At 43.6% G+C, this 21,525-nt stretch carries 20 protein-coding genes and 1 riboswitch; of the genes, 10 read left to right on the forward strand and 10 right to left on the reverse strand.

Annotation, left to right across the window (positions count from 1 at the left end):
• Positions 1–9 precede the first annotated feature (9 nt).
• From hemC to AC5EUN_RS15350, 3 genes are all read right to left on the reverse strand, one after another.
• On the reverse strand, positions 10–930 hold the full coding sequence (hemC, locus tag AC5EUN_RS15340) for a hydroxymethylbilane synthase (RefSeq protein WP_062033245.1): 921 nt from the start codon (positions 928–930) through the stop codon (positions 10–12).
• Between the two features lie 120 nt (positions 931–1,050).
• Positions 1,051–1,791: a LytR/AlgR family response regulator transcription factor gene (locus AC5EUN_RS15345; RefSeq protein WP_114837602.1), complete on the reverse strand. Its 741-nt coding sequence runs from the start codon at positions 1,789–1,791 to the stop codon at positions 1,051–1,053.
• 51 nt (positions 1,792–1,842) lie between these two features.
• The gene (locus AC5EUN_RS15350; protein ID WP_171518781.1) at positions 1,843–2,997 is read right to left on the reverse strand and encodes a sensor histidine kinase; all 1,155 of its coding nucleotides are present in this window, start codon (positions 2,995–2,997) and stop codon (positions 1,843–1,845) included.
• Between AC5EUN_RS15350 and argH the strand changes: the two genes are divergently transcribed.
• Both argH and AC5EUN_RS15360 read left to right on the forward strand, forming a co-directional pair.
• Positions 2,988–4,421 (forward strand): argininosuccinate lyase, encoded by a 1,434-nt coding sequence (gene argH, locus AC5EUN_RS15355; RefSeq protein ID WP_004692796.1) that lies wholly within the window; start codon positions 2,988–2,990, stop codon positions 4,419–4,421. The genes AC5EUN_RS15350 and argH overlap by 10 nt on opposite strands.
• A gap of 12 nt (positions 4,422–4,433) precedes the next feature.
• On the forward strand, positions 4,434–4,706 hold the full coding sequence (locus tag AC5EUN_RS15360; RefSeq protein WP_131229861.1) for an oxidative damage protection protein: 273 nt from the start codon (positions 4,434–4,436) through the stop codon (positions 4,704–4,706).
• A gap of 499 nt (positions 4,707–5,205) precedes the next feature.
• On the opposite strand, the gene phoU is transcribed toward AC5EUN_RS15360, so the two are convergent.
• Together phoU and abuO are read right to left on the reverse strand one after the other, a co-directional pair.
• Positions 5,206–5,922, reverse strand: coding sequence for a phosphate signaling complex protein PhoU (gene phoU, locus AC5EUN_RS15365; RefSeq protein ID WP_004692799.1), 717 nt, complete (start codon positions 5,920–5,922; stop codon positions 5,206–5,208).
• Positions 5,923–6,011: 89 nt separating this feature from the next.
• The gene (abuO, locus tag AC5EUN_RS15370; protein WP_159153597.1) at positions 6,012–7,340 is read right to left on the reverse strand and encodes a multidrug efflux outer membrane protein AbuO; all 1,329 of its coding nucleotides are present in this window, start codon (positions 7,338–7,340) and stop codon (positions 6,012–6,014) included.
• Between the two features lie 279 nt (positions 7,341–7,619).
• Here abuO and AC5EUN_RS15375 point away from each other — a divergent pair, with 279 nt between their 5' ends.
• The 6 genes from AC5EUN_RS15375 to gluQRS all read left to right on the forward strand — a co-directional run bounded on the left by AC5EUN_RS15375 (position 7,620) and on the right by gluQRS (position 14,069).
• Positions 7,620–8,672 (forward strand): hypothetical protein, encoded by a 1,053-nt coding sequence (locus AC5EUN_RS15375; RefSeq protein WP_201707069.1) that lies wholly within the window; start codon positions 7,620–7,622, stop codon positions 8,670–8,672.
• Between the two features lie 68 nt (positions 8,673–8,740).
• Positions 8,741–8,868: riboswitch (TPP riboswitch) on the forward strand.
• A 144-nt stretch (positions 8,869–9,012) separates the two neighbouring features.
• On the forward strand, positions 9,013–10,905 hold the full coding sequence (gene thiC, locus AC5EUN_RS15380) for a phosphomethylpyrimidine synthase ThiC (protein WP_159153598.1): 1,893 nt from the start codon (positions 9,013–9,015) through the stop codon (positions 10,903–10,905).
• A 75-nt stretch (positions 10,906–10,980) separates the two neighbouring features.
• Positions 10,981–11,601 carry an NUDIX domain-containing protein gene (locus AC5EUN_RS15385; RefSeq protein WP_159153599.1) on the forward strand — a complete coding sequence of 207 codons (621 nt, stop codon included), beginning with the start codon at positions 10,981–10,983 and terminating at the stop codon, positions 11,599–11,601.
• Between the two features lie 10 nt (positions 11,602–11,611).
• A complete protein-coding gene (gene cpdA, locus AC5EUN_RS15390) occupies positions 11,612–12,409 on the forward strand; it encodes a 3',5'-cyclic-AMP phosphodiesterase (RefSeq protein ID WP_159153600.1) in 798 nt (265 codons plus the stop codon).
• Between the two features lie 209 nt (positions 12,410–12,618).
• Positions 12,619–13,146, forward strand: coding sequence for an RNA polymerase-binding protein DksA (dksA, locus tag AC5EUN_RS15395; protein ID WP_004692816.1), 528 nt, complete (start codon positions 12,619–12,621; stop codon positions 13,144–13,146).
• Between the two features lie 2 nt (positions 13,147–13,148).
• The gene (gene gluQRS / locus AC5EUN_RS15400) at positions 13,149–14,069 is read left to right on the forward strand and encodes a tRNA glutamyl-Q(34) synthetase GluQRS (RefSeq protein ID WP_228276924.1); all 921 of its coding nucleotides are present in this window, start codon (positions 13,149–13,151) and stop codon (positions 14,067–14,069) included.
• A 216-nt stretch (positions 14,070–14,285) separates the two neighbouring features.
• Here gluQRS and ftsW read toward each other — a convergent pair whose 3' ends face one another.
• The 5 genes from ftsW to AC5EUN_RS15425 form a co-directional block, all read right to left on the reverse strand.
• Positions 14,286–15,482 (reverse strand): putative lipid II flippase FtsW, encoded by a 1,197-nt coding sequence (gene ftsW / locus AC5EUN_RS15405; protein ID WP_114837823.1) that lies wholly within the window; start codon positions 15,480–15,482, stop codon positions 14,286–14,288.
• A 19-nt stretch (positions 15,483–15,501) separates the two neighbouring features.
• Entirely contained in the window at positions 15,502–16,848 is a 1,347-nt protein-coding gene (gene murD, locus AC5EUN_RS15410) for a UDP-N-acetylmuramoyl-L-alanine--D-glutamate ligase (RefSeq protein WP_010325706.1), read from the reverse strand.
• A gap of 159 nt (positions 16,849–17,007) precedes the next feature.
• On the reverse strand, positions 17,008–17,259 hold the full coding sequence (locus AC5EUN_RS15415; protein ID WP_148826902.1) for a DUF6587 family protein: 252 nt from the start codon (positions 17,257–17,259) through the stop codon (positions 17,008–17,010).
• Between the two features lie 27 nt (positions 17,260–17,286).
• Complete coding sequence (gene feoB, locus AC5EUN_RS15420) at positions 17,287–19,146, reverse strand: ferrous iron transporter B (protein WP_159153603.1); 1,860 nt, start codon at positions 19,144–19,146, stop codon at positions 17,287–17,289.
• The gene (locus AC5EUN_RS15425) at positions 19,143–19,403 is read right to left on the reverse strand and encodes a FeoA family protein (RefSeq protein WP_010325703.1); all 261 of its coding nucleotides are present in this window, start codon (positions 19,401–19,403) and stop codon (positions 19,143–19,145) included. The genes feoB and AC5EUN_RS15425 overlap by 4 nt, the downstream gene beginning before the upstream one ends.
• Before the next feature lie 180 nt (positions 19,404–19,583).
• Between AC5EUN_RS15425 and xerD the strand changes: the two genes are divergently transcribed.
• Both xerD and AC5EUN_RS15435 read left to right on the forward strand, forming a co-directional pair.
• Positions 19,584–20,501, forward strand: a complete 918-nt coding sequence (xerD, locus tag AC5EUN_RS15430) for a site-specific tyrosine recombinase XerD (RefSeq protein ID WP_159153604.1) — start codon at positions 19,584–19,586, stop codon at positions 20,499–20,501.
• Positions 20,502–20,627: 126 nt separating this feature from the next.
• The gene (locus tag AC5EUN_RS15435) at positions 20,628–21,437 is read left to right on the forward strand and encodes a DsbC family protein (RefSeq protein WP_159153605.1); all 810 of its coding nucleotides are present in this window, start codon (positions 20,628–20,630) and stop codon (positions 21,435–21,437) included.
• The last annotated feature ends 88 nt before the right edge of the window (positions 21,438–21,525 follow it).

Below are 21,525 nucleotides of genomic sequence, written 5' to 3' on the forward strand. Positions count from 1 at the left end.
TAAGACATATTAGTGATAAAAGGCTTTGAGTAAGTCACCTGCACCTTGAGCCAATAACTCTTGTGCAAGGACAACACCCAAATGCTCGGCTTCAGCGGCATCACCCGCCACTTGTGCTTTGAGGAGCGTTTGCCCATCGACACTCCCCACACGCCCTTCGAGCTGAATACGGTTGTCTGCTAAAGTGGCATAGCCTGCAATGGGTACCTGACATCCACCTTCAAGATAAGCATTGAAAGCACGTTCAGCGCGAACACAGGTATCGGTTTCTACATGTAATAAAGGATGAATCAAATCCAATACCGCTTGATCATTTGCACGGCACTCTAGCCCTAAAGCGCCCTGACCCACGGCAGGTAAACTCAACTCAGGTCGAATGGTATGACGAATACGTTCTGCCAACCCCAAGCGTTTTAATCCCGCACTGGCCAAAATAATGGCATCGTACTGACCCGCATCTAATTTAGATAAACGCGTTCCTACGTTGCCACGTAAATCGATAATCTCTAAGTCAGGTCGTAGTTTTAAAATTTGGCATTTACGGCGTAAACTCGAAGTGCCGACCTTCGCCCCTTGTGGCAATGCATCAAAATTCGCATAACTATTCGACACAAAAGCATCTAAAGGATCTTCACGCTCACAAATCACGGCCAGTGATAACCCCTCTGGCAGAGCCATCGGAACATCTTTCATTGAATGCACTGCCAAATCGGCACGACCATCCAACAAAGCCGCTTCAAGCTCTTTGACAAATAAACCTTTGCCACCAATTTTTGCCAATGGTGTATCTAAAATTTTGTCCCCTTGGGTAACAAAAGTCACCAACTCTACTGTGAGCCCCGCATGCAATGCTTCTAAACGAGCACGGATATGTTCAGCTTGCCAAAGAGCAAGCGGGCTTTGTCGAGTAGCGATCTTTAGGGTTTTCATAAATTTTAGTATGTGCCAATAAGAATGAAACTATCTTAAACTGAATTTCCCCCATTGGAAATGTATTCAGCCCAAAGCGTCCCATCTCATCATCAGCAGCAGAATAATTACATTAGCCTGCTAAAGCCTATGTAAGCGCTCACGCAAGCCCGGCAAATGTCGTCGACTCACCGCTAGACGCTCATCTAACTCACGGCAACGCACTTGATACTGCCCAGAGTTGACCACTTCAAGTCCTTCTAAAAAATGAACAGAAACCAAAGCATTACGGTGGATACGAATAAAGGCATCCCCAAACTCATGCTCTAAGTCTTTTAAGGTTTCATCAATTAAGACACTGCCATTTTTATGGCGTACCGTGACATATTTTTGATCCGCCAAAAAATAATAAATATTTTCAATGGGCACCAATTCCACACCACGATAGGTTTTCGCTGCGATTTGATGTCGCTTTACGTTAAATTCATCCATATTTTCTTTTTGTTTTATCTCGCTCATTTGAGCTTGGGTTAATTTAGTGAGGTGACCAAGCACCTGTTGCAATTCCTGTTGCATCACTGGTTTTAATAAATAACCTTCAGCATGTGACTTAAATGCATCGAGCGCATGTTCATCATAAGCCGTACAAAACACCAAAGCAGGCATCGGCTCAAGCTGACGCAAATAATGCGCACAAGTCAAACCATCCATTTCTGGCATTTGAATATCTAAAAGTACCACATCTGGTTCATATTGTTGAGTTAATTCAATTGCTTGTTGACCATGTGAGGCTGTTGCCACCACTTGATGTCCGAGCTGACTCACCAATCTAGACAAACGTTCGATTGCTAAAGGCTCATCATCACAAATTAGGATGTCCATTTATCTCCTCCCCAACAGTCACCTTGTTTATTTTTATAGGTTCACTGCGGCTTATTTATATTGATACTGCACAACAGTGGTATACATTCCCTCCCCTGCATAGGTTTGAAAACTCACAGTTCGCCCAAAATATGCTTCTAGACGCTGCTTCACATTTTCAATAGCAATACCATGTCCTTGTCGTTTATGAATTGTTTCCTTTGTAAATGGGTTGGTTATGACGATATTAACTTGATTTTGCAATATTTCAATCAGTACACTTATCGTACTCTTAGTTAAAAATTTTTCAACACCATGAAAAATACTATTTTCAAGTAAAGGTTGTAAAGTTAAGAGTGGAATTTGTACCTGCTTACACAATTCGGCATGCTCGATTTTCCATTCAACCTGTAAACGATCTCCCAAGCGAATTTGCTCAATCGCCAAATAACGCTGACACAACTCAATTTCATCACTGAGCTTGACCAGTTTGAGTTCTTGGAAACTGGCTCTAAACAGACGCGATAGATTGAGCAACATCTGTTCGGCTTTATCTGGATCAATCGCGATCAAGCTAATCACATTATTTAAACTATTAAACAAAAAATGCGGGTGGATACGGGCTTGCATGGCTTGCACCCGTGCATTCAGCTCACTATTTTGCTGCCTAAACCACTGTTCTCTTAGGTACAAATAACGAAAACAAAAGCTGCCTAACAACAAGCCATAACCCAAATGCAAAGCCACATCATTCCATAAGATGGCTGAAGTCAAACCTTTGAAACTAAAATTAGCTCCAAAGAAGATCAGTATATTAAGGCTGAGCGTGGTCACCAACACAATGATCTGCAATAGAAAAAAGCCTGACAATAAAGTCATACCCAGACCCAAATTCTGCAACTTTTTTTGTCCATATTGCATCAGCGCAGCAAAAGACAGTAAAACCCAATTAATGTAAAGCATATAGCCCAGCACATGCTCAAACACCAAGTTTGACCAAGACTGTGCCTCGGCCAAAGCCAACAGCATGGCCAACAAATTTCCACCAACAAATAATTCCAACAAATGCGGCCATTGCACGATTTTGCTAAATAAATAAGAGATATTTGGCTTAGCCATACTGGAAGTTAAACTTTGCGCATCTTGAACTTCGGCAAGTTGTCTTGAATTTGTTATACTCATGCGAGTTCTACCGCTTTTTATCTTATTGAGCCGACATGACCACATCTTCTAATTCCTCAAATCCGTCACAAGCCCAAACTTCGGGTATGTGGGGCGGTCGTTTCTCTGAAGCTACTGATGCCTTTGTTGCTGAATTTACAGCATCTGTACAATTTGACCAACGCTTTTATAAACAAGATATTGCAGGTTCTATTGCTCATGCGACCATGCTTGCAAAAGTTGGCGTTCTGACTGAACAAGAACGCGATGACATCATCAATGGCTTAAACACCATTCAAGCTGAAATCGAAGCGGGTCAGTTCGAATGGCGTATTGACCTAGAAGATGTGCACATGAACATTGAGTCGCGTTTGACTCAACGGATTGGCATCACAGGTAAAAAGCTCCACACAGGTCGTAGCCGTAATGACCAAGTGGCAACCGATATTCGCCTCTATGTCCGCGATGAAATCGATGCCATTTTAGAATTACTAAAAAAATTACAAAAAGGTATTTTGAGTATTGCTGCTCAAAACACGCATACCATTATGCCAGGCTTCACCCACTTACAAACAGCACAGCCTGTGACTTTTGGTCACCACCTACTAGCATGGTTTGAAATGTTAGTGCGTGACTCTGAGCGTCTCATTGACTGCCGTAAACGTACTAACCGTATGCCTCTAGGTTCAGCAGCACTTGCGGGTACCACTTACCCAATCGACCGCGCATTTACAGCAGAGTTACTGGGTTTTGAAGCCGTTTCTGAAAACTCGCTCGATGCAGTATCTGACCGTGACTTCGGTATTGAATTCAATGCTGCGGCTTCTTTGATCATGATGCACTTATCACGCATGTCAGAAGAACTCATTCTATGGACGTCTGCGCAGTTTAAGTTCGTAAACATTCCGGACCGTTTCTGTACTGGCTCTTCAATCATGCCACAAAAGAAAAATCCAGATGTTCCAGAGTTAGTGCGCGGTAAAACAGGTCGTGTCTATGGCGACTTGATGAGCTTGTTAACACTGATGAAAGGTCAACCGTTGGCGTATAACAAAGACAACCAAGAAGACAAAGAACCTTTGTTTGATGCGATTGATACCGTGCGTGGCTCGCTCATGGCTTTTGCAGACATGATTCCTGCTTTGGTTCCAAACATCGACATCATGCGTGAAGCAGCGCTGCGTGGTTTCTCAACGGCAACTGACTTGGCTGATTACCTTGTAAAAAATGGCGTAGCTTTCCGTGATGCACATGAAATTGTGGGTAAAGCCGTTGCTTTAGGTGTTCAAGAGTCAAAAGATCTTTCTGAATTGACTCTTGAACAACTTCAACAGTTCTCTGACTTAATTCAAGCGGATGTATTTGAAAAAGCACTAACCCTTGAAGCGTCAGTCAATGCACGTAACCACATTGGTGGAACTGCACCTGCGCAAGTAGAAGCTGCCATTGAACGTGCCCATGCGCGTTTAGAAAAACTTTATGCTCAATAAGGACGTCTAGATATGACTCGACAAGTTTTTTGCCGTAAATATCAAATAGAAATGGAAGGTTTAGACTTTGCACCGTTTCCTGGTGCAAAAGGCCAAGAACTTTTTGAAAGCATCTCCAAGCAAGCTTGGGGAGAATGGTTAAAGCACCAAACCACTTTAATCAATGAAAAACGCCTAAATGTGTTTGAACCTGATGCGAAAAAGTTTCTTGAAGAACAACGTGAGAAGTTCTTTAATAATGATGAAAGCTTAGAAAAAGCAGAAGGCTTAAAGCCTGAGGCGTGATAAAGCGGAGCACTGCTCCGCCACGCTGCAAGATGAAAAGCTATGCTTGGCGTGACCAATAGAGTATTGCTCTGAAAATTATCTAAAGTAAGCAAAGCACACAGTTTCACATTTGAAAAGCCCCAACATCGGGGCTTTTCTTTTTATTCATACAATGTTCTATCTAAGCACAGGTCTAACTAAACCCAAGATAGATGACATATTGATGACTCAATCAGAATATAGAACAGCTATTTGTATCTAAATAATTAAGTGTAAACATAGCGCTACATAACCATTGCAAAACTCAACATTACACTACAAGAACCTACATGACGCAGAAAAACATCTTTCCTATAATGGCATTCAAGGATAGAGGGAAACCTCTTATCTATAACGATAAATATCCCCGATTTTAGTCTCAGATTTCCCCCAAAGTCTGAGATTTTTTTTATCCGAAAATTAAGCAACCATTAAAAAGCACAACCGAAGTTGTGCTTGAAAAATAAGATACGCTTTTTTATTTTTGGATATGTTTTTCAACTTCTTCAAAACTGGTATGACGTACATCCAAACCTTTCACCATGTAAATCACTTGCTCAGAAATGTTACGCGCATGATCGCCAATACGCTCCAATGAACGTAATACCCACATCACATTAATCACACGGGCAATATGACGCGGGTCTTCAATCATATAAGTCATCAAAGTACGCGTTGCAGACTGATATTCACGGTCAATGTCAGCATCGGCCATCATCACACGTAGCGCTTGTTCTGCATCTAAGCGTGCAAAAGCGTCTAGGGCATCATGAATCATGACACGGACTTGGTTACCAATATGACGCGTTTCCATATAACCGCGAGGGGATTCACCGTCTTCACATAAGCTTTGCGCAATACGAGCAATTTTCGCCGCTTCATCACCAATACGCTCTAGGTCGGTATTGGCTTTCGACATCGCAATTACCATACGCAAATCAATCGCAGCAGGATGACGACGCGCCAAAATCAAGGTCAAGGCTTCATCAATTTCACGTTCGAGCTGATTCACCGCATTGTCTTTAAACTGAACATCGACCGCTAAGTTGGCATCGGTGTCGAGTAGCGCATGAATTGCATTTGCCACTTGTTGTTCTACCAAACCACCCATGGTCATAAATTTGGTGTTCACATCCTGCAAATCTTCATTGAACTGCGAAGAAATGTGATGGTTTAAAACAGGACTATTTGGCAAAGGACGTACTCCACAGCAACATCATGAGGGACTAAAGATTGAGCGATATTAAAGCATAGCAATTGTGAAGATTTGATGACAAGACCCTTTTATAAGCGTGCTTTGTCCACCAACCATGCATTCATTTCTTGAATATCTTGTTCAGTCAACTTACCCACAGATGCCTTTAAATGCAAGACATTGATCAGATAGTCATACTTAGCATTGACATAATCCTGCTTGGCCGAAAAGGCATTGCGTTGTGCCAGTAAAACATCAACCATGGTTTTTAAGCCTTCTTGATACTGCGCTTGTGAGGCACGAGAGACGAGGCTGGATGATTCCATGGCAGCTTTACGTGCTTGCAACTTGGCTTGGTCTGTTTCCACTTGTAAATAGGACTTTTTCACCTCTGTATTGGCTTTACGGATAACGGCATCCAATTCGGCTTCAGATTTTTTGACGTTGACGGCAGCTTTTTGAATCGACTTCTTGGTTCGTCCCCCCGTATAGACATTCCAATTCATCTCAATACCAATCTGATCAAAGTTGCCTTTGGCCGACATAATATTCTCAGGCGTCTGCTCACTATAACCATAGCTTCCCACAGCTTCAATTTGAGGATACAACGCAGCTTGTTCAACCCGTTTTTGATCTTCAGCATAGCGCTGTTGCAAGCGTGCCTGCTGAATGCCTAGGTTCTGTGCGAGAGCTAAATTAGTCCATGCTGAAAGTTCTGCAGGATAAGGCTTTTGAAACTGAAAGTCTTCACGCAACACTGCCAAGTTTTCTTGATAAGGCCCAATAATTTGCGCCAGTTGTTCCTGCGCCAAGACCAGTTGTACATGCGTCGCAATGCGGTTAGCCTGTGCGCTTTGGTACTGTGCATTAGCTTCACTCACATCACTTTTTGCCACCAAACCCTCTCTGAGTTTGGCATTCATCATATTCAGTTGTTCAAGTAAGGCTTGTTCTTCTTGTAAATTGGCTGCGGTTAAACTTTGTTGGCGCAGTACATTAAAATAGGCTTCCGTCACGTCTAAAATGTGTTGCTGTCGCTGTAGCTGTAAATTGACTTCACTTAAACTGAGGGAGGTCTTGACTTGTTTTAATCCTTCCCACGCATCCCAACGAAAAAGGGGTTGGCGCGCCGTAATCGCCACTTGTTTGGTGGTGGTCGCATCGGGCATGGAAAGAACCGAACTCACTTGCCCAATGGGTTGATTTTTTCGAGTCACATTGCCAGACAGACTAATGGTAGGTAGTAAGTTGCCTTGAGCAATGCCTAAATTGAGTTGATCTGCTTCATATTGGAGTAAATTGGCTTGCCAGTTGGGATCATTGACTTTGGCGCGTTGTAAAGCGTCGACCAAATCCAAGGCATGACTCCACGGCGCGAAAAACAAAACACAGCTGGCTAGGACACATTTAATCTTCATTTTTTTTGGTCCACCTTTTCACCTCACTGGCCTCGTTCTGAGCAACGATATACTAAAACGAGTTGTCATTATTTTCGTATATTTTTTATTGCACTGGTTACAATAGCACCCAATAATTTGTTCATTATGAAGTAAATATTGAACAGTGTCACAGCCGGTTCAACAAAATCATTCACAATACTACACATTAAAAACTCCATCCCCCCTATAAAATGAGGTACGGAGAAAAGGAGTTTCTCTACTGTGTAGTCGCTGAACTGAGTTTTTGATCGAGTCGCTGTGAATCATTCTTCTTTATTTTCGCTTAAACCTTACGTACTGATTTTCATGTGCGCGCTGTTGGCTGCCTGTCAAAAACCTGAACCTGTCAGCTTTCAAGAGCCCGCACAAATTGAAGCGTCTTCAACTCAAACCTTAGACTTAACCGACTTGTGCCAAAAAATTGACAAAAACATGTCAGAAATAGGTGCGCAGCGTACGACTTTTGCTTTAGAGCAAATCAATCAAGATCTTAAGCTGTGTTTGCCTTTACTCGGTTTTCCACAACAAAAGCATTTATTGGGTTTATCCAATAAAATGTATCATGACTTTTTATCGGTCGAACGTACGCCGCAACAGCAGCGCGCTTTTGAAAGTTATGCTCTAGAAATGGCGCAACATCCGACCATTCAACAAAGTCTTTTTGAGCAACTGACCATTCGTGACCAATACCTCATCAAACACCAAGGGCAGTCTTATGTCGAGTTGTTTGATGCAGGCGAAGGACAAGTGCATTACCGCCGTAGCCCTGAGTATTTAGCCAAAATTTTTGCGCCTTATCTCCCTGTCGCGGAGCAAGAGTTTATTGAACATCTGGCAACACAGAATCAATACCCTGCCGTGATTGGAAGTCAGGTCAAAATTGATGCCAAAGAAATTGTGGATCGTGCGCTGTATTGGGAAAGTTATTTACAGCAATACCCAAAAAGTAGCTACCACCAAGATGCACGTCATCTGTTGAACCTATATAGCACCCTCTTGTTTATCGGACTGGATGCTCAACGCATTTACGACGGCTATACCGTGCAAAGCAATTATTTGGAAGAAATTGAGCGCCTAGCCGAATTAAAAAATTCAAGTGTGACGGATCAAGCGCGCTTATTTTTAAAGTTCGTGAAACTCAGCCCTGAACAAAGAGCGGCTCAAATCATCTTGCCTGCTTCCGCCCATGCGCAGCGCCTAGGTGCAGATCAACTCTTACAAAGACAATTGGCGCATTTTATCCAATTGCGCATGGTCCAACCCGATCAAGGCAAAGACTGCTTAAGCGATGCCATTTGCTTAGAACGTTGAACATATCTCCTTTCACACTTTGAATAAAAAGGTCGCTGTTTTTAACAACATTGCATGTTAAGATGATGCATCGCTTGACGGAGCGCGAGTAATTGCTCGCTGAGATCAGCTAAGACTTTTCAATAAAGTTTTGAAGCTGAGTACCGTTGAACCTGATCAGGTTAAGACCTGCGTAGGAATCAAGCCATCTAAAAACTGAACGCCTTTCATTGAACTATTTCCAGTAGAAATACATCCGTTGCATTTGTATCATCAAATTAACAACACACAGAAATAGCTTCAATTGCCATCGTTTTTGGTCGTGCTTGATTCGTTGATGTCATTCATAAGGATCATTGCAATGAACCAGTTAACGAATCTTTCCGCTGAAATTTCAGCACAACATGAACAAGATGCCAAAGATCTGACCCGTATCTTGCCTGCCTCTAAAAAAGTTTATATCCAAGGTTCACGCCCAGACATTCAAGTCCCCATGCGTGAGATTGAACTGACCGAAACCCCAACAGGCTTAGGCGGTGAGTATAATCCACCAGTGATGGTGTATGACACCTCTGGTGTGTATACCGATACCAATGTCAGTATTGATCTGAACAAAGGTCTACCGAATGTTCGCGAAAATTGGATTGAAGAGCGCAACGATACCGAAATGTTAGATAGCCTGAGCTCAAGCTTTGGTCAAGAACGTTTACGAGATATACGTACCGCTGATATTCGTTTTGCTCACATCCAGAAACCACGTCGCGCCAAAGCAGGTCACAATGTCACGCAGATGCATTATGCCAAACAAGGCATCATTACTCCTGAAATGGAGTACATCGCTATTCGTGAAAATCAGCGTCAACGTGAAGGGGTCGATGCACGTCAACACGCGGGGCAAAACTTTGGTGCGCATAACCTGATGGAAATCACGCCTGAATTTGTGCGCAAAGAAGTGGCTGAAGGGCGTGCCATTATTCCTGCCAATATTAACCACCCTGAAATCGAACCCATGATCATTGGCCGAAACTTCTTGGTGAAAATCAATGCCAATATTGGTAACTCAGCTCTCGGCTCTTCAATTGATGAAGAAGTCGCAAAAATGACCTGGGCAACCCGTTGGGGTGCAGACACCATCATGGACCTATCCACAGGGAAGAACATCCATGAAACCCGTGAATGGATTATCCGTAACTCACCTGTTCCGATTGGTACCGTACCGATCTATCAAGCTTTAGAAAAAGTTGATGGGGTGGCGGAAGACCTGACGTGGGAAATCTTCAAAGACACGCTGATCGAGCAAGCTGAGCAAGGCGTAGATTACTTCACCATCCATGCAGGCGTCTTATTACGTTATGTTCCAATGACGGCGAATCGCCTCACTGGTATCGTGTCTCGTGGCGGTTCGATCATGGCACAGTGGTGTTTGGCCCATCATCAAGAGAACTTCCTCTATACACATTTTGATGAAATCTGCGAAATCATGAAAGCCTATGACGTGTCATTCAGCCTCGGCGATGGCCTACGTCCGGGGTGTATCCAAGATGCCAATGATGAAGCACAGTTCTCTGAATTACGCACTTTAGGCGAACTCACCCATCGCGCATGGAAACATGATGTGCAAGTGATGATTGAAGGTCCGGGGCATGTGCCTATGCATATGATTAAAGAAAATATGGATCTACAACTTGAAGTCTGCCAAGAAGCGCCCTTCTACACGTTAGGGCCATTGACCACCGATATTGCCCCAGGTTATGACCATATTACTTCCGCGATTGGTGCGGCGATGATTGGTTGGTATGGAACTGCCATGCTGTGTTATGTGACGCCAAAAGAACACTTGGGCCTACCGAACAAGAAAGACGTCAAAGATGGCATCATCACCTATAAAATTGCAGCACATGCGGCAGATTTGGCCAAAGGTCATCCGGGTGCGCAAGTCCGTGACAATGCCCTGTCTAAAGCACGTTTTGAATTCCGCTGGGAAGATCAGTTTAATCTCAGCCTTGATCCAGACACGGCACGCAGCATGCATGATGAAACCATGCCGAAGGAAGCACACAAATCTGCGCACTTCTGTTCAATGTGTGGTCCCAAGTTTTGCTCGATGAAAATCACCCAAAACGTGCGTGATTATGCACAAAACCAGCAAAACGCTACGCTGAATAAAATTCAGCAAGAAGAGGTCGAAAACGGTCTCGATAGCATGAAAAAACAATTCCATGCAAGCGGACAAAACTTGTACCAAAAAGTGTAAGTTGATAAAAAACCTTTTGTAATCATGTGATTCTCAGTTAGGATGAAATGATAAATTTCATCCTGATTGCGCTTTATGAACATAATTAAGCAAGCTACATATCACAGTGAAGATGTCCAAATTGTAGACAGAGCCTTTGTTTTTCAGGGTTTTGTTCAAGTAGAAAAAGTAAATTTACGTCATCGCCTGTTTAATCAAACTGAGTACACCGCTGTGATTTCACGTGAGCTCATTCAGCGTCCTGAAGCTGCGGGTGTCTTGATTTATGATAATGCACAACAAAAATTTGCCTTGATTGAACAATTTCGTATTGGTGCTATGGATGATCAAGATTCAGCTTGGCAGCTGGAGATTATTGCGGGAGTACTCGATGGTGATGAATCACCTGAAAGCTGTATTCGCCGTGAAGCCTTAGAAGAATCAGGCTGTCAGATTGAACACTTACAACATCTGTTTAGCTTTTATCCTTCTGCAGGTGCCTGTGCGGAACTGTTTCATCTGTATAGTGCTGCGGCCGATTTACCCGAACAAGGTGGTGTATTTGGTATGCCCGATGAAGGTGAAAATATTTTATTACACCTGATTGATTATGCGCAGATCGATACATTACTTTCCAATGGTCGGCTCAGAAATGCGCCTGTCATAATGGCCTTGCAATGGCTACAACAACAGATTAAAACGACAAGGAATGTCTAAGGGGTCAGGCATGACTTTAAATAATGAGAAAAATTGGACCATTATCCAAATTTCAGATACGCACTTGATGGATCAAGATCATCTGGAGTTTGTACGTATAAATCCAGAGCAAAGCTTTCATCATGTAATACAACACATTGTGGAACGTCATCCACAAATTGATGCCTTCGTCCATACGGGCGACTTGGCACAAGTACCTGTGCCTCGAACCTATCAACGCTATTTAGACTTTATGCAGAGTTTAAAGACGCCGTTTTATCAGGTTCCAGGCAATCATGACAATGCCGAACACTTCCCTTTTCATCAGCAACAAAACAAAGTTCATGTGATTCACTTTGGCCCTTGGAGCGTGGTTTTACTCAATAGTGCTGTCAAAGGTAAAATCGATGGCTGGGTCGATGAAGCACAATTGAACCAACTGGAACAGATCCTACAAGAATTTGCCCAGCAACACATTGTGATTGCCTGTCATCATCATCCTTTTGAAATGCAGTCAAAATGGATTGATCAACATAAACTCAAGAACACCCAAGACCTCACTGCGGTTCTTGCGAAATACCACAATGTCAAAATTGTGCTGTCGGGACATGTCCATCAAGAATCATGGCGTGAGTGGCATGGTATTCAGTTTTACTCGACGCCGTCTACCAGTGTCCAATTTAAACCTTTAAGCGATCATTTCGCCTTAGATGAGCAAGCACCAGGTTATCGTATTTTACAATTAAACGCAGATGGCAGCCATGAAACCCACGTAGAACGTGTCTTACACGCACAGCAAAAAATAAATGTTGAAATTTCAGGTTATTAACTTTTCATTTTTATCGTTTTCAATTACCTTAGTTGCTCTTACGAAAAAGTGATCAATTTAATCCAAACATCAAAGACTATCAAAATACTTAAAAAGTCTATATGATGACGACCCCCGAGGGTGAATCTCCTCGAGGGTGGATAAAAACACTTGCATATCACCATATTTTTTGCGTATTAAAGATACGTATATGATGAGGATTGCCCTAAATGGCGAATGACAACCAAAATACTGTCTTAGACGAACAAACTGATGTTGTAGATGAAAAATCTACAAAACGTGTGCGCAAAACTAAGCCTAAAGCGACTGACGGTGGTTCTACTGCAAGCTTATTTGGTATTGAACCTTATCAGCCGAAAAAAAATGAAGAATACATGTCTGAAGGTCAGCTTGAGCACTTCCGCCAAATTTTGTTGGCATGGAAAGCAGAGCTGATGTCAGAAGTTGACCGCACACTCAACACCATGCAAGACGAAAACACCGCTTTGCCTGATGTGAATGACCGCGCGACACAAGAAGAAGAGTTTGCAATTGAATTACGTACACGTGACCGTGAACGTAAACTCATCCGCAAAATCGAGCAATCAATTGAAGCGATTAAAAACGATGACTATGGTTTCTGTGAAACCTGTGGTATCGAAATTGGTCTGCGCCGTTTAGAGGCCCGTCCAACAGCAACTTTATGTATTGACTGCAAAACACTGGCAGAAATCAAAGAGAAGCAAAATAACGGTTAATCATGTTATTCAATAATCCTCCCCCAACCCCTCCTTTACATAAGGAGGGGGACAACAGGATGGCTTATGTGGGTCGGTTTGCGCCATCGCCAACCGGCCCTTTGCATTTTGGTTCACTCATCACAGCCGTTGCCAGTTATTGCGAAGCTAAAGCACATCAAGGCACATGGTTGGTTCGTATTGAAGATACCGATATCCCGCGTATTTACCCCGGCAGTGAAAGCCATATCTTGCATTGTATCGAGGCTTTCGGCTTTCAGCCCGATGCGGAGATCATATTCCAAAAAGATCGTCTCGACCTATATGAAGACGTGATTCAGCAACTGCATCAACTCAAACTGGTCTATGCCTGTCAGTGCACCCGCAAAATGCTCGGTTCTAACCACATTTATGCAGGCACCTGCCGTGACCTTGCTCTGCCTTTTGAGCAACAAGCCATTCGCGTCAAAGTAGAAGATGTCGAGATTTGTTTTGATGATGCTCTGCAAGGCCGACACTGCTCACAACTGGCACATGAGCTCGGTGACTTTGTACTGAAACGCCGCGATGGCATTATCAACTATCAATTAGCGGTAGTGGTAGATGACTACCTACAAGGCATCACCCATGTGGTTCGTGGTGCAGATCTATTGGATAATACCGAGCGCCAAATTTATTTAGGTCAGCTCCTAGATTACCCGCGCCTTAGCTATATGCATCTGCCTTTAGCTATGAATGATCAAGGGCAAAAGTTGTCTAAACAAAACATGGCGCAGGCGCTGGATCTTAACCAAGCATCTACACTACTCGCTCAAGCGATACATGCTCTAAATCAGCCAACTGTTGAGCTAGACACCCCTGAACAAATGTTACAACAAGCCATTGCACAATGGGATGTTTCGCTGATTCCACACCGTACTACCCTGCATGGTACCTATTTATAGCAAAACCATCGCGGCAGAAATTCAACGCGAGGTATAGCGCTCAACGTTTCAATTGAAGCAAATTCAAAAAATTTAGACCATTACAGTCACATTCATCATAAAAGAATGACAGATAGATACGCTGATGAGAAACACAATTTAGGAAGGGCTCAAACGCTATCCGCATAACGAAAAGTACGTTTCGTCTGCGGAAAACGTGATGAAAGAACAACCTGCTTAGAAGCTGGATTCTTCTTTGGTTGGATTGGCACTTTGTGTTGTTGCATCAATTTTCAAAATCAAACTGATCATCACTGCACACATAATCAGTGATGAACCGCCATAACTAATAAAAGGTAGCGTCAAACCTTTGGTTGGCAGCATACCCATGTTCATACCTGCGTTTACCAAAATTTGCAGTAAGAAAATAATCGATACCCCATATGCCAAATAACCCGCACGCAGGTACTGATTCTTCAAGGCACGATGACCCACTTTGATACAGCACAGCAACATGGTAAAGGACAGAATCAAGACCGTAGTGATCCCGAAAAAGCCAAACTCTTCGCCTAAAATGGCCAACATGAAGTCGGTATGCGCTTCAGGCAAGTAGGCCATTTTCTGTACACTGTGGCCAAGTCCTACACCAAACCATTCACCACGCCCAAAAGCCATTAAGGCATTGGAAAGCTGGTAACCAGTACCTAGCGGATCTTCCCAAGGGTTTGAGAAAGACATTAGACGTTCAAAACGGTAAGGCTCAAATACAATCAGAAAGACAAAGGCCGCAAAAATTGCACCAAAAGCCATACCAAACTGAATCAACGGCGCGCCAGCAAGGAAGAAGATACCGAGCATCATCAAACTAATGACCACGGTTGCACCCAAGTCGGGCTCCGCGATAATCAAACCCACCGTCAACAGCATAATAATACCGAGACGGATCAAGCCTTTGATGTTATTTCTTACTTCTTCGGCACGGCGTACCACATAGTCCGCTGTGAAAATCGCCATCATTACTTTGGCGACCTCAGAAGCCTGCAAGGTGAAGCCCGCAACACGAATCCAACGGGTCGAACCATTAACCTCGGTACCAACAACCAATACGGCAGCCAGCAGTAAGATGGTCAAGATCCACAGTGGGAAGGTGTTATTGAACCAAACATTGAGCGGAACTCGGTATACCGCATAGGCCAAAACGCCCGCCACCGCGATTGAAATCCCGTGACGAAGGACATAGTGAAATGAATTCTCATGAAGGCGTTCAGCATAAGGCATCGACGCAGATGCAACCATGATCGAGCCTAAACACAACAAAGCAATGACGCAAAAGATCAACACATTACGCGGTGTCACTTCGCTGGGTACACGCGGCGCCCAACGGCTATAAAACTGATTCATTTTATTGATCGTTGTCTGAGCAAACTCAGCCATCTCAATTTCCTTATTATTTTTAGTGGAGTTCTTGCACACAAGCGACAAACTGATGTCCGCGCTGTGGGTAACCACTGAACATATCAAAACTTGCACATGCAGGTGACAATAACACGACATCATGGGCTTGGGTATGGGCTTGGCAAAGTGCAATTGCCTGCTCTAAAGTCTCAGCATGCAGTAAGGTGGTTGTTCCTACCACAGCTTGTTCAACTAACGCCGCATCTTCACCAATCAACACAGCCACTTTCACGTATTTGCTCAAAGCCTCACGTAAAGCACTAAAATCTTGTCCTTTGCCTTGACCACCTAAAATGATCGCGACCTTACCACCTTTGGCTTCAATCGCAGCACCTAGACCATCAATCGCAGCCAGTGTTGCGCCTACATTGGTGCCCTTTGAGTCATTATAGTAACGAACACCCTCAACTTCTTTCACAAACTCACAGCGATGCTCTAAGCCTTTAAAGCTTTTCAGTGTTTCCAACATCGACTCCAGTGGCAAGTTGATTGCCTCACCCAAAGCCAAACAGGCCAAAGCATTGGCAACATTGTGTGTACCTTGAATATACATCTCTGCACTGTTCAATAAACGTGTGCGGCCACGGGCCAACCAGATCGTACCGTCGTCATCTCTTAACACACCGTATTGATTCATATCAGGTGCATTTAAACCAAAGCTTTGCATTGGCGTAGCATCAGGGACCAAAGGACGAGTAAGTGAGTCATCACGGTTATGAACGACTTTTTTCACGCCTTGGAAAATGCGATGCTTCGCGGTGTGATAACCCATCATGTCGCCATGACGGTCAAGATGGTCTTCACTCATATTCAGCACTACCGCAACTTCAGCTTGTAAATTTGAAGTGGTTTCTAACTGAAAGCTGGATAGTTCTAAAATGTATAAATCTGGCTCATCTTTGGTTAAATCCAACGCTGGGCGACCAAGGTTACCGCCTACCGCGACTTTCACGCCTGCATGTTCAGCCATCAGACCAATTAAGGTCGTCACGGTACTTTTTGCATTCGACCCAGTAATGGCCATGATCGGCTTGTCGGTTGCACGGCGTAAAATCTGAATTTCACTCACCACGGGGATGCCTTTGGCAATCGCAGCTTGAATTTCAGGTAATTTCGGATCGAGCCCAGGGCTAATAACGATTTCTTCAGCAGACAACAACAGTTCTGCGTCAAACTGACCAAAACTGGTTTGTACCTCTGCTGGAATTTGGTCATGACCGGGCGGGGTTGATCGAGAGTCCGTTACTGCAACGCGGTAGCCTTGGTTATGTAAAAAATTGACCGCTGCAACACCAGAAATGCCGAGCCCTGCAACGACCTTAAGTCCACCACGTTGTATTAACATTTTCGCCCCATGCTTGGTCTGAGATTTATCTGCGGAAATGTTAGCACTTTGCTGTTTTGAATGCTTTTTCTGTTTTGACTTTCCTGCACTTTTTTTGTGTCAGTGCGTAAAAAAGCCGTCCCTCTTGGACGGCTTTTTTATTTGTGAACAAAAATTGTTTTATTTCCACTTCACCGCTTGAACTTCAGGCTTTTTCGCATTGCTGTCTTCTGTTGCTGGACAAGCACAGTTTCCGCCACAGCCACCCGCCATTGACGGTTTTAACCACGTTGCTAAACGCGTCCAACCGCGTCCCTCACATAGGTCAGCCAAGGACATGAAAACTGAACCCGATGTCTTAGGAAATACTTTCTTAAATACCACCACTGCACTCCAGATCACTAGAGCAGCAACAATTAGAATTTCAATCATCTCAATCTCCTCGCCTATTTACGCCGATTAGCCCAAATAGTGCGTTGCAATTTGATAAGTCAGGAATGACATGAAATAAGCCAAACCAAACAAGTAAATGGTCATAAAACTCACGGTTTTCCATGAACCTGTTTCACGTTTGACCGTCGCTAAAGTCGCCAAACAGTGCGGTGCATAAATAAACCACACCAATAAAGACAGACCAGTCGCTACCGACCAGCCGAGCTCACCGCCACTACTGATGAGTGAAGCCAAACCTTGTGACATGGCATCTTCATCAACAGCGGATAAGGCATATACCGTACCTAAAGCTGCCACCACGACTTCACGAGCAGCCATGGCTGGAATCAAGGCAATACAAATCTGCCAGTTGAAGCCCAGCGGTGCAAAAATTGGTTGCAGTAAATGACCGAGCATACCGGCAAATGAATAATCAATTTCAGGTAAAGTCGCGCCTTCAGGAGCTTGCGGGAAGGTACACAAGAACCACAGCAAAATAGACAACGCGAAAATGATGCCACCCACGCGACGTAAGAAGATCTTGGCACGGTCAAGTAAACCAATCCAAATATTCTTTAAGTCAGGGAAACGATAGCTTGGTAACTCCATCATCAACATATGTTGTGACTTGTCTTTCTGGAAGAATTTCAGAACGAAAGATACACACAGTGCACTGACAATCCCGGCCATATATAAAGCAAACAACACTAAACCTTGCAGATTAAAAATCCCCCAAACAGTTTGTTCAGGAATAAAAGCAGCAATTAACAAGGCATATACAGGTAAACGTGCAGAACACGTCATTAACGGTGCCACAAAAATCGTAGTCAAACGGTCACGCGGATCACTAATGGTACGCGATGCCATGATGCCCGGAATTGCGCAGGCAAAGCTAGACAAGAGCGGAATAAAGGCACGCCCAGAAAGACCTGCTTTAAACATCAGCTTATCTAGCAAAAACGCGGCACGCGGTAAATAACCCGACTCTTCCAATACCAAGATAAAGAAGAACAAAATTAAAATCTGTGGTAAGAACACCACGACACCACCCGCACCCGCAATAATCCCGTCCACCACCAAACTGTTAAGTAAAGGGTGGCTAATGGATGCACCAATGGTTTCACCTAGCCAACCAAAGAAGGTTTCAATCCCATCCATAAACGGCGCTGCCCAAGCAAAAACGGCTTGGAAGACAATAAACATCATCACTGCAAGGCTAACTAAACCCAAAACTGGATGTAGGAAAATCTTATCTAGAAAATCAGTTCGCTTGTCTTCTTCATCGACGTACTGCACAGCGTCATGTAATAAATTTTCTACTTTCTCATGTGCAGTGTCGCCTTTTAAACCCGTCAGCTCGGTATAAGGCACGGCATATTTGCCCTGCTCTAAAGCGCTAAGCAGGCTTTCAATACCCGAGTTACGCACCGCAACGGTTTCAACGATCGGCACACCCAAGCGCTCAGAAAGCTTTTGGGTATTGATTTGCATGCCACGGCGACGTGCTTCATCCATCATGTTTAAAACGATTAACATTGGACGGCCCAATGCAATCAGTTCAATCACTAAACCGAGGTGAAGTTTGAGGTTAGTTGCATCAACGATACATAAGAAAGCATCTTGCTGACCTTCGTCTGCAATTTTCCCCATCACCACGTCACGGGTAATCATTTCATCAGGACTAGTCGCATCTAAGCTATACGTCCCTGGCAAATCCAGAACGCGAACTGCTTGACCCGAAGGAAGACTAAATTGACCAACTTTACGCTCAACCGTTACACCCGCATAGTTACCTACTTTTTGGCGTGTTCCAGTGAGATGGTTAAATAACGAAGTTTTACCGCAGTTTGGATTACCTACAAGGGCAACACGCAAGGCATCACTCATCTAGGTGCTCCTTCGACTTGAATTTCAATTTTTTCAGCTTCAACTTTTCTTAAGGCGAAACGTGTAAAACCCACTTGGATTAAAATTGGATCGCCACCAAAAACACCTTTGGTAATCACCTGTACTTTTGTACCTGCGACAAAGCCTAATGTTTCAAGACGACTAGCCACCAAATCAGTCTGAGCTTCGCCATCCAAAGTATGATTCACTTTGTTAATGATGGCAGTTTGTTTGACTTTTAAATCAGATAAACGCACCGCATCCAACCCTTTAATATTTTGAACAGTATACAAACAAATGAGAATAATTACCAAATCAGATTCGATAATGATTCGCATCTGTTATAACACATCGACAAGCGAGAATGATTACACTACATTGAATAAAACCCCTATTCCTTGTTTTTATCTTTCCGTGATGATGTGCTTGAGAGCTTTATGTTAAATAAAAAACCGCGTGTGCCTGCGCCTGTTCAAATCCCAACTCAGCTCAGTTTTTTACACGGCTTTAAAGATTATCTCATTGCACAAACCGTGAGCCCACACACCCGAAATGCTTATCTCTCTGACTTATTGCAGTGCAGCGAGTGTAGTCGGGTGAGCATGCCTGAATGGAGCAGTGACGATGTCGCCGATGTTCTGCTGACTCTCACCAAGCAAGGTAAAAGCCCGCGCTCCATTGCGCGCTGTCTGTCTGCTCTGCGTTCTTTTTTTAAGTTTCTACGGGAACAAAAACTGCGCTCAGACAACCCTGTCGCGCTACATAAAACACCCAAAATTGGCCGCGCACTGCCTAAAGATTTGTCTGAGCAAGACGTAGATGCCTTAATTCAAGCTCCAGATATTGAAACCGCTCTTGGACTTCGTGATCGTGCCATGTTTGAAGTCTTATATGCCTGTGGACTGCGTGTATCTGAACTACTAAACTTACGCCTAGACTTAATCAATTTAAAACAAGGCTACTTAAGAATTACGGGTAAAGGCAATAAAGAAAGACTGGTACCTTTGGGGCAAATCGCAGTGGAATGGGTCGAAAAATACTTAATTGAATCCCGTCCGCAATTATATAAATCTGCAACTGACTATCTGTTTTTAACTCAACATGGCGGCATTATGAGTCGGCAAAACTTTTGGTACGCCATTAAACGCTATGCCTTACAAGCAGCGATTCAGGCTGAACTGTCTCCCCACACCTTACGACATGCTTTTGCAACGCATTTACTCAATCACGGTGCCGACTTGCGTGTGGTACAAATGCTATTGGGACATAGTGATCTGTCCACGACACAAATTTACACCCATGTCGCACAAGTGCGTATGCAACAACTACACGCCAGCCATCACCCAAGGGCTTAAGGTCTTGATCATCCATAACTTAAGGCTGTTTTTAGCACGAAGACTACGAAGTATTACCGAGTCCTGTACTTTTTTTGCTATGCTTGGCGCTCTGTTTTTATAAAGTCAAAAGAAAAAGGGTTATCTATGTTATTTACCCGTAAACCAGTGTTCATTGCCTGTGCCATTGCTTCAAGTGTTCTATTTACAGCATGTTCAAATAACACTGAAGAAAAAAAACAAGACTCTTTAACGGCAAGTGCACCAGCCACAGGCGAAGCGTCAACTTTGACGGAACGTAATGCAAAGCAACGTTTAATTGACACTCTTCAAAAGCATTTCAAAACAGCCAATATCAATGCCAAAATCATCGATATCAAAACCACTGAAGTGCCAAATTTATTTTGGGTCAATCTTGAAGGGATGAGCTCGGTTTATACCACAGCAGATGGTAAATATATTATCCAAGGTGATGTGATTCGCTTGGGCGATAAAACCCTCCACAACGTCAGCGACAACCTGCAAGCTGAAGCCAACAAAAAGCTTCTAGCAGAGCTCAAAACTGAAGACCTACTGGTTTATAAAGCCAAAGGCAAGACCAAACATGTGGTTTATGTCTTTACCGATGCTAGCTGCCCTTACTGCCATAAACTGCACGAACACATCCCTGAAATCACAGGTCAAGGCATTGAAGTACGTTACATTGCATGGCCGCGTGGCGAACAGTTCATGCCAGCCATGGAAAGTGTGTGGTGTAGCGCAGACCGTCAAGCTGCCTTTGATCAAGCGATTTCAGGTGCTCAACTTCCACCAGCGACCTGTAAAAACCCAGTGCGAGATCAATACCAGTTGGGTCTGAACATGGGCGTAAATGGGACACCTGCGATCTACAATGAAGATGGTGAATATCTCGGTGGTTATTTGGCCCCAAGTGAATTATTAAATCGCCTTAAATAACTAATTTTTATTTGTTATTTAACTAATATTTATAGTTGAACATAAAATGATTTCTTTCCTAGAGTCTCACAGTTTTTTTAGCTATGAT

This window comes from Acinetobacter sp. CAU_H_S170_2 (assembly GCF_058890445.1).